The sequence below is a fragment of the Actinoplanes nipponensis genome (assembly GCF_016862275.1).
GTDB classification, from domain to species: domain Bacteria; phylum Actinomycetota; class Actinomycetes; order Mycobacteriales; family Micromonosporaceae; genus Actinoplanes; species Actinoplanes nipponensis.
This window is the reverse complement of sequence record NZ_BOMQ01000075.1, coordinates 62,615-74,500: the sequence shown is the minus strand read 5'-3', so window position 1 is coordinate 74,500 and position 11,886 is coordinate 62,615. Positions and strand designations below refer to the sequence as shown.

General features: G+C 70.0%; 11 protein-coding genes. 6 read left to right on the top strand and 5 right to left on the bottom strand.

Annotation, left to right across the window (positions count from 1 at the left end):
- The first annotated feature begins 257 nt into the window (after nucleotides 1-257).
- Entirely contained in the window at nucleotides 258-1,352 is a 1,095-nt protein-coding gene (locus Ani05nite_RS31990) for an L-dopachrome tautomerase-related protein (RefSeq protein ID WP_203774573.1), read from the top strand.
- Here Ani05nite_RS31990 and Ani05nite_RS31985 read toward each other — a convergent pair.
- The gene (locus tag Ani05nite_RS31985) at nucleotides 1,339-1,842 is read right to left on the bottom strand and encodes a metallophosphoesterase family protein (protein WP_203774571.1); all 504 of its coding nucleotides are present in this window, start codon (nucleotides 1,840-1,842) and stop codon (nucleotides 1,339-1,341) included. The two genes, Ani05nite_RS31990 and Ani05nite_RS31985, sit on opposite strands and share 14 nt — an antisense overlap.
- A gap of 490 nt (nucleotides 1,843-2,332) precedes the next feature.
- Here Ani05nite_RS31985 and Ani05nite_RS31980 point away from each other — a divergent pair, with 490 nt between their 5' ends.
- Nucleotides 2,333-4,552, top strand: coding sequence for a discoidin domain-containing protein (locus Ani05nite_RS31980; protein WP_203774569.1), 2,220 nt, complete (start codon nucleotides 2,333-2,335; stop codon nucleotides 4,550-4,552).
- A 1-nt stretch (nucleotide 4,553) separates the two neighbouring features.
- Here the strand turns inward: Ani05nite_RS31980 and Ani05nite_RS31975 are convergent, their stop codons facing one another.
- Nucleotides 4,554-5,558 carry a LacI family DNA-binding transcriptional regulator gene (locus Ani05nite_RS31975; protein ID WP_203774567.1) on the bottom strand — a complete coding sequence of 335 codons (1,005 nt, stop codon included), beginning with the start codon at nucleotides 5,556-5,558 and terminating at the stop codon, nucleotides 4,554-4,556.
- Nucleotides 5,559-5,703: 145 nt separating this feature from the next.
- Here Ani05nite_RS31975 and Ani05nite_RS31970 point away from each other — a divergent pair, with 145 nt between their 5' ends.
- The 4 genes from Ani05nite_RS31970 to Ani05nite_RS31955 all read left to right on the top strand — a co-directional run bounded on the left by Ani05nite_RS31970 (nucleotide 5,704) and on the right by Ani05nite_RS31955 (nucleotide 9,234).
- A complete protein-coding gene (locus tag Ani05nite_RS31970) occupies nucleotides 5,704-6,759 on the top strand; it encodes a sugar ABC transporter substrate-binding protein (protein WP_203774565.1) in 1,056 nt (351 codons plus the stop codon).
- Between the two features lie 2 nt (nucleotides 6,760-6,761).
- The gene (locus Ani05nite_RS31965) at nucleotides 6,762-7,793 is read left to right on the top strand and encodes an ABC transporter permease (RefSeq protein ID WP_203774563.1); all 1,032 of its coding nucleotides are present in this window, start codon (nucleotides 6,762-6,764) and stop codon (nucleotides 7,791-7,793) included.
- Nucleotides 7,790-8,575, top strand: a complete 786-nt coding sequence (locus Ani05nite_RS31960) for an ATP-binding cassette domain-containing protein (protein WP_239130840.1) — start codon at nucleotides 7,790-7,792, stop codon at nucleotides 8,573-8,575. The genes Ani05nite_RS31965 and Ani05nite_RS31960 overlap by 4 nt, the downstream gene beginning before the upstream one ends.
- 104 nt (nucleotides 8,576-8,679) lie before the next feature.
- On the top strand, nucleotides 8,680-9,234 hold the full coding sequence (locus Ani05nite_RS31955) for a DM13 domain-containing protein (protein ID WP_203774561.1): 555 nt from the start codon (nucleotides 8,680-8,682) through the stop codon (nucleotides 9,232-9,234).
- A gap of 70 nt (nucleotides 9,235-9,304) precedes the next feature.
- Here Ani05nite_RS31955 and rhaI read toward each other — a convergent pair whose 3' ends face one another.
- From rhaI to rhaS, 3 genes are read right to left on the bottom strand one after another with little or no spacing between them, the layout of a single operon-like run.
- Complete coding sequence (gene rhaI, locus Ani05nite_RS31950) at nucleotides 9,305-10,471, bottom strand: L-rhamnose isomerase (RefSeq protein ID WP_203774560.1); 1,167 nt, start codon at nucleotides 10,469-10,471, stop codon at nucleotides 9,305-9,307.
- 5 nt (nucleotides 10,472-10,476) lie between these two features.
- Complete coding sequence (locus tag Ani05nite_RS31945; RefSeq protein ID WP_203774559.1) at nucleotides 10,477-10,794, bottom strand: L-rhamnose mutarotase; 318 nt, start codon at nucleotides 10,792-10,794, stop codon at nucleotides 10,477-10,479.
- 10 nt (nucleotides 10,795-10,804) lie between these two features.
- Nucleotides 10,805-11,878: a rhamnose ABC transporter substrate-binding protein gene (gene rhaS / locus Ani05nite_RS31940; RefSeq protein WP_203774558.1), complete on the bottom strand. Its 1,074-nt coding sequence runs from the start codon at nucleotides 11,876-11,878 to the stop codon at nucleotides 10,805-10,807.
- Between the last annotated feature and the right edge of the window lie 8 nt (nucleotides 11,879-11,886).

Genomic DNA, 11,886 nt, shown 5'->3' with positions numbered 1-11,886 from the left:
AAGCTCAACGGGCGCGCGGCAGACTCGCAAGCCGCGCGGTCGGTCTCGCCAGCCAACCGGACCCCAGGCCACGCAGCCGCACGGGCCGCGAGACATGTAGCTGCCGACGACAGGCATCCACGCCACAGCACCCGCTGGACGACCCCCGCCGTAGCCTGCACCAATCACCGGACCCGGGGCGCGGGCGGCCACCCGCCATCTGATCGCATGGGACCTCGCAGCCGTTACTTCGGCCGCCCGGCGGGTAGCCCCTTCTCATGGCCAACCAACCCAGCGACGCGACCATCGGCAGCCTGGAAACCGTGCACACCTTCGACGACGGGCCGATGCCCACCGGAGTGAGCGTTTCCGCCGCTGGGCGGATCTTCGTCAACTATCCGAAGTGGGGCGACGAGGTGCCGTTCACGGTCGCGGAGTTGCGCGACGGTGTCGCCGTTCCCTTCCCTGATCAGGCGTGGAACAGCCCGGCCGGTGACGACGACGCGAAGGCGTTCGTGTCGGTGCAGAGCATCGTCGTGGATCCCGCCGACCGGCTCTGGGTGCTGGACACCGGCAGTCCGCTGTTCCAGCCGACCAGGCCCGGCGGCCCCAAGCTGGTCTGCGTCGACCTGAGCAGCGACACCGTCGTGCAGACCATCGTTTTCGAGCCGGATGTGGCGTTGCCGACGACGTATCTCAACGACGTCCGGTTCGACCTGCGGCGTGATGTCGCCTTCATCACCGACTCCTCCGATCAGGGCCCGAACGGCATCATCGTGGTCGATCTGGCGGCGGGCACGGCGTGGCGGCGGCTGCACGACCATCCGTCCACCAAGGCCGAGCAGCCGCCGGCCTTCCTGCCCGTGGTGGAGGGTGCGCCTTTCCTGGAGCGTCCGGCCGACGGTCCGGCGAAGCCTGTGCTGATGGGCGCGGACGGCATCGCGATCGGCGCGGACGGCGACCGGCTCTACTACTGTCCGCTCGCCTCGCGGCACTGGTACAGCGTGTCGGCCGGGGCCCTGGCCGACCGGTCCGTCGGGGACGCGGAGGTGGCCGCGACCGTCGTCGACGAGGGTGACAAGGGTGGGGTTTCCGACGGCCTGGAAACCGACGACCAGGGTCGGCTCTACCTGACCCATGGCGAGCACAACGCCATCCTGCGGCGGCTGCCGGACGGCACGCTGGAGACGGTGGTGCACGATCCGCGGCTGCTCTGGCCGGACACGATGTCGGTGGCGGCGGACGGACACCTCTACGTCACGGCCAACCAGCTGCACCGGCAGGCCAAGTATCAGGGTGGCACGGACCGGCGGCAGTACCCGTACTCGCTGTTCCGGGTGCCGATCGGCGCCGGCCCGGTCAGGCTCGTCTGACGATCCGGTGCAGCTCGACGCCGGTGAGCAGGCCGTCGGCGATCGTCGCGGTCTGATAGGTCGCGTACGGCTGGCGGCGCCGGTCCGTCGGCGAGCCCGGGTTGAGCAGGCGTAATCCGGATGCCGCGGTGGTGTCCCACGGGATGTGGGAGTGGCCGAAGACCAGTACGTCCGTGTCCGGGAAGCGGGCCGCGCACCGCTGTTCCCGTCCGGTCGCCGGGCCGGTCTCGTGCACCACCGCCAGCCGCAGCCCGTCCAGCTCCGCGCGTCCGATCTCGGGCAGCCGGGCCCGCAGCGCCGGGCCGTCGTTGTTGCCGTAACAGGCGATCAGCCGCTTCGACCGGGCCGTCAGCGCGTCGAGCAGGGGCACGTCCACCCAGTCGCCGGCGTGCACCACCACGTCCGCCGCGTCGACCGCCGCCCACAGCTCGGCCGGCAGGTCGCGGGCCCGCTTCGGCAGGTGGGTGTCCGCCATCAGTACCAACCGCATGACGCCACCCTAGATCGCCGGGCGGGCAGAGAGCGCTTCCCGCGAGAAGCACCACACCGTCCCTTTTGGTGGTTAAGCGGTTTACGGACGTCTTGCCAAGACGGGCCGATTCGGGCGGGCCGATTCGGTGCGGAGAACCGTTATCGCGCCCCGTTTTCCCCGTCGGGGGCGGGCCGGCGCGAAGCGTCCTGAAGACACCGCCGGGGAGCGCATCGGCGCACGTCGGAACCGGTTCCGGAACGCGGGCACGGGTTCGCGCGGCGATCGTCGCCGGGCTCTTCGCCCAGCTAGGACGGCGGAGGACGGCAAAATCGCGGTTCGGAAACCTCTCCGGCAATCCTTTGACACATTGCCGTAACGAACCTAGCGTCCAGGAAGCGGTGGAGCGCTCTCTTCGATCGTCCCGCCGCCATCCCCATCGGGCGCTTTCCCCGGCTCCCGCCTCCGGACGCGTACCCCCGCGCCCGTACCGCTGTGTCTAGGAGAAGCAATGGTCATCCTCGCTCCCTCCGTCAGTCCCCCCGGGCGGTCGCGCCGCCGCTGGCGGCTCGCCGCCAGCGGCGCGCTGGTCGCTGCCGTCGTGGCCGGCTTCGGCGCGATCACCGCGCTCGGCGCGGAGGCCGCCGAGACCCTGCTGTCGCAGGGCAAGCCGGCGACCGCCTCGTCGTACGAGAACCAGGGCGCCTTCCCGGCCGGTGCCGCGGTGGACGGCAACACCGGCACCCGCTGGGCCTCCGCGTTCGCCGACCCGCAGTGGCTCCAGGTCGACCTCGGCGCCAGCTCGGCCATCACCCGGGTCGAGCTGAACTGGGAGGCCGCGTACGCCCGCTCGTTCCGGATCCAGGTCTCCGACAACGGATCCAGCTGGGCCGACGCCACCGCGGCGACCGCCGGCGCCGCGGGGGTGCAGAGCCTGGCGGTCACCGCCACCGCCCGCTACGTGCGCATGTACGGCACCACCCGCGCCACCCAGTACGGCTACTCGCTCTGGGAGTTCAAGGTCTTCGGCGGCGGCACGACCACCCCGCCGACCACCACCCCGCCCACCGGTCCGACGCTGCCGGGCGGCGGCAGCCTCGGCGCCAACGTGACGGTCTTCGACCCGACCATGTCGATGGCGTCGATCCAGAGCACCGCCGACGCGATCTTCAAGCAGCAGGAGACCAACCAGTTCGGCCTCCAGCGCAACCTGCTCGCCTTCAAGCCGGGCACCTACAACGGCCTGAACATCCAGGTCGGCTTCAACACCTCGGTGATCGGCCTCGGCCAGAACCCGCAGGACGTACGGATCAACGGTGACATCACCGTCGACGCCGGCTGGTTCCAGGGCAACGCCACCCAGAACTTCTGGCGCTCGGTGGAGAACATGTCGGTCTACCCGGTCTCGGGGGCCAACCGCTGGGCCGTCTCGCAGGCCGCGCCGTTCCGCCGGATGGACATCCACGGCGACCTCAACCTGGCCCCGAACGGCTACGGCTGGGCCTCCGGCGGCTACATCGCCGACTCGCGGATCAGCGGCGTCGAGGGTCAGTACTCCCAGCAGCAGTGGTTCACCCGCAACAGCCAGATCGGCTCGAACTCCAACGCGGTGTGGAACCAGACCTTCGTCGGGGTGCAGGGCGCGCCGGCGGCCAGCTACCCGAACCCGCCGTACACCGTGATCGGCCAGACCCCGGTGATCCGGGAGAAGCCGTACCTCTACCAGACCGGCGGCCAGTACGCGGTCTTCGTGCCCAACCTGCAGACCAACGCGGCCGGCGTGACCTGGGCGAACGGCAACACCCCGGGCACCAGCATCCCGCTGACCCAGTTCTACGTGGCCAAGCCGGGCGACTCCGCCGCGACGATCAACCAGGCGCTCGCGCAGGGCCTGAACCTGATCTTCCAGCCGGGCGTCTACCACGTGAACCAGACCATCAACGTGACCCGGGCCAACACCGTGGTCATGGGCCTGGGCTACGCGACGATCATCCCGGACGGCGGCGTCACCCCGATGCAGGTGGCCGACGTCGACGGGGTCAAGGTGGCCGGCCTGTTCTTCGACGCGGGCACGACCAACTCGGCCAACCTGCTGGTGATCGGCCCGAACGGCTCCTCGGCCAACCACGCCGGGAACCCGACGACCGTGCAGGACGTGTTCTTCCGGATCGGCGGCTCGATCGCCGGCAAGGCCACCAACAGCCTGCTGGTGAACAGCAACAACACGATCATCGACCACATCTGGGCGTGGCGCGCCGACCACGGCAACGCCGGCACCTACGGCTGGACGGTCAACACCGCGGACAGCGGCCTGATCGTCAACGGCCAGAACGTGACCGCGTACGGCCTGTTCGTCGAGCACTACCAGAAGACCGAGATCCTGTGGAACGGCAACGGCGGCCGCACGTACTTCCTGCAGAACGAGCAGCCGTACGACCCGCCGTCGAACGCCGCCTGGCGTGCCGACGGGGTCGGCTACCCGGCGTACAAGGTGGCCGACAGCGTCTCCACGCACGAGGCGTGGGGGATGGGCAGCTACGCCTTCTTCCAGAACAACCCGGCGGTGCACTCGGCGAACGGCTTCCAGGCCCCGGTCAACGGGGGCGTGAAGCTGCACAACATCTTCACCATCTCGCTCGCCTCCGGCACCATCGACCACGTGGTCAACAACATCGGGGACGCGGCCACGGCTGACGCGGTCGTGCCGCGTACGGTCACCAACTTCCCGTAGGTCAACCGGGTATCTCCCCGCTGCCGCGCGGGATCAGGGTCGTCGGAATCCTGATCTCGCGCGGCTCGGCCGTGTGCCCGTCCATCCGCTTCAGGAGCGCCCGCGCGGCCGCCCGGCCCATCTCGGCCGGGTCCTGCGCGACCACGGTCACCCCCGGGTCCAGCAGGTCGGCCAGCGGGAAGTCGTCGAAGCCGACCAGTGCGACGGCGTGTTGCAGGCCGAGCCGGCGCAGGGCCCGGACGGCGCCGATGGTGATCAGGTTCTGGGCCGTGAACAGCGCGGTCGGGGGCTGGGTCCGGCGCAGCAGGTCCAGCGTGGACGCCTCCGCCGCCGCGGTGTCGTGCAGGCCGCCGACCACGGTCGGCGGCAGCCCGGCGTCCTCGACGACGCCGAGATAGCCGCGCAGGCGCCGGCGGGCCGTCGCGATCCGGGCCAGGTCGCCGAGGTACGCGATGTGCCGGTGTCCGTACCCGATCAGGTGCCGGACCGCTTCCGCCGCCCCGGCCGCGTTGCCGGTCAACACGGTGTCGCCGGGGAACCCGGCGGCGGGCCGGTCCACGAAGACCACCGGCACCCCGTCCGGCAGCTCGAGGGCGAGGTAACCCTGGTCGGGTCCGGCCGGTACGAGGATGAGCCCGTCGGCGTGCCGGCGCGCGAACGCCCGGACCAGCTCGCGTTCCCGGTCCGGGTCCTCGTCGAGGCTGCCGGTGAGCACGTACACCCCGCGCGGGCGGGCCTCGTCCTCCACCGCCCGGTGCAGCATCGCGGAGAACGGGTTGCCGACGTCGGTCAGCAGGAGGCCGATGGTGGAGGTCCGCCGGTCGTTGCGGCGCAGCATGCTGGCCCCGAGGTGCGGGCGGTAGTGCAGCGAGGCGACCGCCTCGCGGACCCGCGCGACGAGCGCGGGGGCCACCGTGGTCTCGCCGTTGACCACCCGGGAGACGGTCTTGAGGCTGACCCCCGCGCTGCGGGCGACGTCGTTCATGGTGGGCCGCCCCTGCGTCATGGTCCCTCCGCTCCGATCGAGCGCCGCCGATGTTGATCACGGATAGCAACGATGCCGAAACTTATTGTTGACACCCGATGCGCCGAGTCGTCTACTGCAGGACAACGTTGTCTCTCGATTTCTGCTAAATCGATTTGGAGGGGACATGCGCCAATCAACGCTGATCAAGCGCGGGCGCCTCGGCCCGGCCCTGATCGCCGTCACCCTGGTGCTCGGCGCCGCGGCCTGCGGCGGCGACTCCGGGTCCGGCGGCGAGGCGGTCGTCGGACTGATCACCAAGACGGACACCAACCCCTTCTTCGTCAAGATGAAGGAAGGCGCGCAACAGGCGGCCGACAAGGCCGGGCTGAAGCTGCAGAGCTTCGCCGGCAAGCAGGACGGGGACAACGAGGCCCAGGTGCAGGCGATCGAGAATCTGATCTCGGCGGGCGCGAAGGGCTTCCTGATCACCCCGAGCGACTCCAAGGCCATCGTGCCGTCGATCGACAAGGCCAAGCAGCAGGGCATGCTGGTCATCGCCCTGGACACCCCGACCGACCCGGCCAACGCCGTCGACGCCACCTTCGCCACCGACAACTTCCAGGCCGGCAAGCTGATCGGGCAGTGGGCCAAGGCCAAGTTCGACAAGGAGAGCAAGCAGGCGAAGATCGCCATGCTGGACCTCAACGCCAACCAGGTCTCCGTGGACGTCAAGCGGGACCAGGGCTTCCTGGAGGGCTTCGGCATCCCGGTCGGCGACGTCAACAAGATCGGTGACGAGTCCGACCCGCGCATCGTCGGGCACGACGTGACCGACGGCGCCGAGGACGGCGGCCGGACGGCGATGGAGAACCTGCTGCAGAAGGACCCGTCGATCAACCTGGTCTACACGATCAACGAGCCCGCGGCGGCCGGCGCGTACCAGGCGCTGAAGGCGGCCGGCAAGGACAAGGCGGTCACCATCGTCTCGATCGACGGCGGCTGCCCGGGTGTCGACAACGTCAAGGCCGGCGTCATCGGCGCCACCTCGATGCAGTTCCCGCTGAAGATGGCCTCGCTGGGCATCGAGGCGATCTCCGCCTTCGCCAAGGACGGCACGAAGCCGCAGGCCAGCTCGGGCAAGGACTTCGTGGACACCGGCGCGACCCTGATCACCGACCAGCCGCAGGCCGGCATCGAGGCCAAGGACTCGGCCTGGGGCAAACAGAACTGCTGGGGCTGATCATGACCGTCACCAAGGAAGCCACGCCGCCGACGCCGGACTTCGAGGTCCGGCAGCACGATTCCCTCGGGCTGCGGCTGCAACACCTGCTGCACGGCAATCCGACCCTCGGCCCGCTGGCCGTGCTGATCGTCGCCATCCTCGCCTTCTCCGTCGCCAACACCCGGTTCTTCTCCGCCCCCAACCTGTCGCTGGTGCTGGCCCAGGTCACCGTCATCGCGGTGCTGGCGCTCGGGCAGACCCTGATCATCCTGACCGCCGGCATCGACCTGTCCGTCGGCGCGATCGCCGTCTTCTCGTCCATCCTGATGGCCACGTTCGCCACCAGGATGGGCCTGCCCGGCATCCTGGCCCTGCTGCTCGGCCTGGTCGCGGGTACGGCGATGGGCGCACTCAACGGCTTCCTGGTCACCCGGATCAAGCTGCCGCCGTTCATCGTCACCCTCGGCACGCTGAGCATCTTCTTCTCGCTGAACGCGGTGGTGTCCAACAGCGAGACGGTCCGCGGCTCGGACATGCCCGGTCTGATGACCTGGACCGGCACCACGATCCCGATCGGCGGGTTCCGCCTCACCTACGGCTCGATCATCATGCTGCTGCTGTTCGCGGTGTTCTTCTACGCGCTGAGCTCGACCGCGTGGGGCCGGCACGTCTACGCGACCGGCGACGACCTCGAGGCCGCCCGGCTGGCCGGCATCCGGACCAACCGCGTGCTGTTCTCCGTCTACACCGTCGCGGGCCTGCTGTACGCGATCGGCGCGTGGATCCTCATCGGCCGGCTCGCCTCGGCCAGCCCGAACGTCGGCGTCGACTACAACCTCGACTCCATCACCGCTGTCGTGCTGGGCGGCACCAGCCTCTTCGGCGGCCGCGGCGGCGTGCTGGGCACCCTGATCGGCGCCCTCATCGTCGGCGTCTTCCGCAACGGCCTGCAGCTCGCCGGCGTCGAGGTGGTCTGGCAGGGCTTCGCGATCGGCCTGCTCGTGCTGGTGGCCGTGTCGCTCGACCAGTGGATCAGGAAGGTGAAGTCATGACCGGCTCCCTGCCCACGCCGGTGCTGGAGGCGCGCGGCATCACCAAGCGGTACGGCCGGGTGACCGCGATCGAGGGCAGCGACCTGCAGCTCTACCCGGGGGAGATCCTGGCCGTCATCGGCGACAACGGCGCCGGCAAGTCCAGCCTGATCAAGGCGCTGTCCGGGGCGGTCATCCCGGACAGCGGCGAGATCTACCTCGACGGCGAACGGGTGCACTTCCGCAACCCGATGGACGCGCGGGCGGCCGGGATCGAGACGGTGTACCAGACGCTGGCGGTGGCGCCGGGGCTGGACATCGCGGACAACCTGTTCCTGGGCCGGGAGGAACGCAAGCCCGGCGTGCTGGGCAAGGTCTTCCGGATGCTCGACAAGGCGCACATGCGGACGGAGGCCCGGCGCCACATGAACGAGCTGGGCGTGGCGACGCTGCAGAACATCGGCCAGGCGGTGGAGTCGCTCTCCGGCGGCCAGCGCCAGGCCGTCGCGGTGGCGAGATCGGCCGCGTTCGGCAGCAAGGTGGTGATCCTGGACGAGCCCACCGCGGCGCTGGGCGTCAAGGAGGGCAACCGGGTGCTGCAACTGATCCGCGACGTCCGCGACCGGGGGCTGCCGGTGATCCTGATCAGCCACAACATGCCGCACGTGTTCGAGGTGGCCGACCGGATCCACATCCAGCGCCTGGGCCGCCGGGCGACGGTGATCACCCCGACGAGCCACTCCATGTCCGAGGCGGTGGCGATCATGACGGGGGCGGCCGAGCCTCCGCCGCACGCGGCCTGAACGGCTGCCGCCCCGGGTCGCCGGACCCGGGGCGGACAGCCGTAAGGAAGCGGTAAGCACCGCGACGGTTCCGCGGCCGCCGTCGGCCGTGTTGACTCAGGACCGTGCTGAAACGCCTGTTCACCAAGCCTCTGACCTGGGCCGTCGTCGTGCTGCTGGCCGCCGGCGCCGCGGTCGGCCTCTACTGGTTCCAGCCCTGGCGGCTGTTCACCGACACCACCGTCACCGAGGCCCTGTCCGCGCCCGCCGCGGCGGTGCCCGGCAGCACCGCTTCCGCGGCCGCGCCGTCCCCGGCCGCCGCGCCGGCCGGGCCGGTCGTCGTGCGCACGGGTTCCTTCGTCACCCACGAGCACGCCACCGCGGGCACCGCCCGGCTCGTGCGCAACCCGGACGGCAGCCACCAGGTCGAGCTGGTCGGGCTGGACACCTCCAACGGCCCCGACCTGCGGGTCTGGCTCACCGACCAGCAGGTCCGCAAGGGCGCCGCCGGCTGGCGGGTCTTCGACGACGGCAAGTGGACCGAGCTGGGCCGGCTCAAGGGCAACCGCGGCGACCAGGTCTATCCCCTGCCGGCCGGCGTCGACCCCGCCGACTACCGCAGCGTCAGCATCTGGTGCAAACGCTTCGCCGTGTCGTTCGGCGCGGCGGCCCTGGCGTAGGGGCGATGACCGCCGCGGCGAAGCGTGGCGTGGGCGGGGCCCGTCGTCCGACCGGCCCCGGCCCCGACGCTCAGGCTCCCCAGCCGGCCTGCCGGCCGCCGACCCGTTCCTCGACGATCTTCTCCTGGTAGCCGCTGCGCCGGTACGCGCCCACCGGATCCGGGTCCAGGCCCGCGTCCGCCCGCACCTCGCCGAGCAGCGGCCGCACGTCGGTGTTGTAGGCGTCCATCAGCACCGCGTTCGCCTGCAGCACGTCGCCCTCGTTCTGCGCCCGGCTCAGCGCGTCCCGGTCGACCAGCAGCGCCTTCGCCGTCGCCTCCTGGATGTTCATGACCGAGCGGATGATCGCCGGGATCTTGGCCTCGATGTTGTGGCACTGGTCCAGCATGAAGTTGATGCCGTAGGCCGGGTCCAGCGCGCCGCCGCGGACGATCTCGTACATGATCCGGAAGAGCTGGAACGGGTCCGCCGCGCCGGCCATCAGGTCGTCGTCGGCGTAGAAGCGGCTGTTGAAGTCGAAGGCGCCGAGCTTCCGCTGCCGCAGCAGGAACGCCACGATGAACTCGATGTTGGTGCCGGGCGCGTGGTGGCCGGTGTCGATGCACACCGTCGCCTTCTCGCCCAGCTCGATGCAGTGCGCGTACGACGTGCCCCAGTCCGGGACGTCGGTGGCGTAGAAGGCCGGCTCGAAGAGCTTGTACTCCAGCAGGATGCGCTGGTCGTCGCCGAGCCGGTCGTACGTCTCGCGCAGCGCCGCCGCCAGCCGGTCCTGGCGGTTGCGCAGGTCGTCCTGGCCCGGGTAGTTGAGGCCGTCGGCGAACCACAGCTTCAGGTCCCGCGAGCCGGTCGCGTCCATGATGCCGATCGCCTCGAGCAGGTGATCGGTGGCCTTGCGGCGTACCCCCGCGTCGGGGTTGGTCACCGAGCCCAGCTTGTAGTCGTCGTCCTGGAAGACGTTGGTGTTGATCGCGCCGATGCCCACACCCAGCGACTCCGCGTAGGAACGCAGCGCGGCGTAGTCGTCCACCTTGTCCCACGGGATGTGCAGCGCGACCGTCGGCGCCACGCCGGTGAACCGGTGCACGGTGGCGGCGTCCGCGATCTTCTCCCGCGGGTCGCGGGGCACGCCCGCCTGCGCGAAGACCTTGAACCGGGTGCCGGAGTTGCCGAAGGCCCACGAGGGGGTCTCGATCCGCTGCGCGGCGAGCGCACGCTTGACGGCGGCCAGGTCAGCCATGTGGATCACTTCTCTTCTGGTAGGTGGAAGACCTCGGTCAGCAGCGGGAATCCCTCGCCGGGCGCGGTGCCGACGAAGAATTCCGCCATCTCGGCCTGCCATCGGGTGTTGACGTCCAGCGCCTCCATGGCCGCGCGGGACGCCGCGAGATCGTCCGCCTCGACGTAGCCGATGAGCAGGCCGTCGGAGCGCAGGAACAGGGAGTAGTTGCGCCAGCCGGTGGCCCGCAATGCGTCCTGCATCTCGGGCCACACGGCCTGGTGCCGCTCCACGTACTCCGCCATCCGCTCCGGGCGGACCTGGAGGTTGAAGCAGTAGCGCATACCGAACCCTCTAGAAGTTGAACTGGTCGATGTTCTCGGCGGTGAACTCGGTCGGCGGGCCGAGGACGATCTCGCCGGCCGCGCCGACGGTGTACTCGCCGAGCTTGCCGGCCTTGAACTTCTCGCCCTGCTGGCCGGAGATCTGGCCCGAGGCCAGCGCCGCACCCGCGTACGCGGCCAGGTAGCCGATGTCGGCCGGGTTCCACAGCGCGAACTTCTTCACGGTGCCGTCCTTGACGTACTCGCGCATCTGGTTCGGCAGGCCCAGGCCGGTGATCGCCACCTTGCCCTTGTAGTTCGAGGAGCTGACGTACCGGGAGGCCGCGGCGATGCCCACGGTGGTCGGCGAGACGATGACCTTCAGGTTCGGGTACGACTGGAGCAGACCCTGCGCCTCCTGGAAGGACTTCTGGTCGTCGTCGTTGCCGTACGCGGTCTTGACCAGCTTGAGCTTGGCGTTCTCGGGCTTGGCGAGCTCGGTCTTCATGACCTCGATCCAGGCGTTCTGGTTGGTGGCGTTGGGCGTCGCCGAGAGGATGGCGATCTCGCCCGAGCCGCCGGCCAGCTCGCTGGCCATCTTGACCAGGCTCTCGCCGATGCCCTGGGTGGTGGCCTGGTTGATGAAGACGTCGCGGCAGTCCTTGGAGGCGTCCGAGTCGAACGCGACGATCTTGATACCGGCCTGGCGGGCCTGGTTCAGCGACGGGCAGACCGCGTTCGGGTCGTTGGCCGCGATGCCGATCACGTCCTGCTGCTGCTGGATCAGCGTGTTGATGTAGCTGACCTGGGAGGAGGCGCTGGCGTCGTTCGGGCCGACGAGCTTGTACTCGCCCTTGAGCTCGCCCGCCGCGACCTTGCCGCCGCCCACCTCGACGTCGGTGTACGGGTTGTTCAGCTGCTTGGGCAGGAAGGCGATCTTCAGGCCTTCCTTGAGCTTGGCGTTGGGATCGGCGCTGGCGCCGGTCTGCGCGGCGGCGCCCGAGTTGTCGGCGCTGTCCTTGGTGGTCCCGCCGCAGGCGGCGATGCCGAGAACGAGGAGCGATGCGGCGCCTGCGGAGAGTAGGCGTCGGTGGGAACGAAGCATGATGAACT

Excerpts from the sequence above, each read along its gene's own strand:
- Ani05nite_RS31990 (WP_203774573.1), top strand. The coding sequence starts at position 258 with ATGGCCAACCAACCCAGCGACGCGACCATCGGCAGCCTGGAAACCGTG.
- Ani05nite_RS31985 (WP_203774571.1), bottom strand. The coding sequence starts at position 1,842 with ATGCGGTTGGTACTGATGGCGGACACCCACCTGCCGAAGCGGGCCCGC.
- Ani05nite_RS31980 (WP_203774569.1), top strand. The coding sequence starts at position 2,333 with ATGGTCATCCTCGCTCCCTCCGTCAGTCCCCCCGGGCGGTCGCGCCGC.
- Ani05nite_RS31975 (WP_203774567.1), bottom strand. The coding sequence starts at position 5,558 with ATGACGCAGGGGCGGCCCACCATGAACGACGTCGCCCGCAGCGCGGGG.
- Ani05nite_RS31970 (WP_203774565.1), top strand. The coding sequence starts at position 5,704 with ATGCGCCAATCAACGCTGATCAAGCGCGGGCGCCTCGGCCCGGCCCTG.
- Ani05nite_RS31965 (WP_203774563.1), top strand. The coding sequence starts at position 6,762 with ATGACCGTCACCAAGGAAGCCACGCCGCCGACGCCGGACTTCGAGGTC.
- Ani05nite_RS31960 (WP_239130840.1), top strand. The coding sequence starts at position 7,790 with ATGACCGGCTCCCTGCCCACGCCGGTGCTGGAGGCGCGCGGCATCACC.
- rhaI (WP_203774560.1), bottom strand. The coding sequence starts at position 10,471 with ATGGCTGACCTGGCCGCCGTCAAGCGTGCGCTCGCCGCGCAGCGGATC.
- Ani05nite_RS31945 (WP_203774559.1), bottom strand. The coding sequence starts at position 10,794 with ATGCGCTACTGCTTCAACCTCCAGGTCCGCCCGGAGCGGATGGCGGAG.
- rhaS (WP_203774558.1), bottom strand. The coding sequence starts at position 11,878 with ATGCTTCGTTCCCACCGACGCCTACTCTCCGCAGGCGCCGCATCGCTC.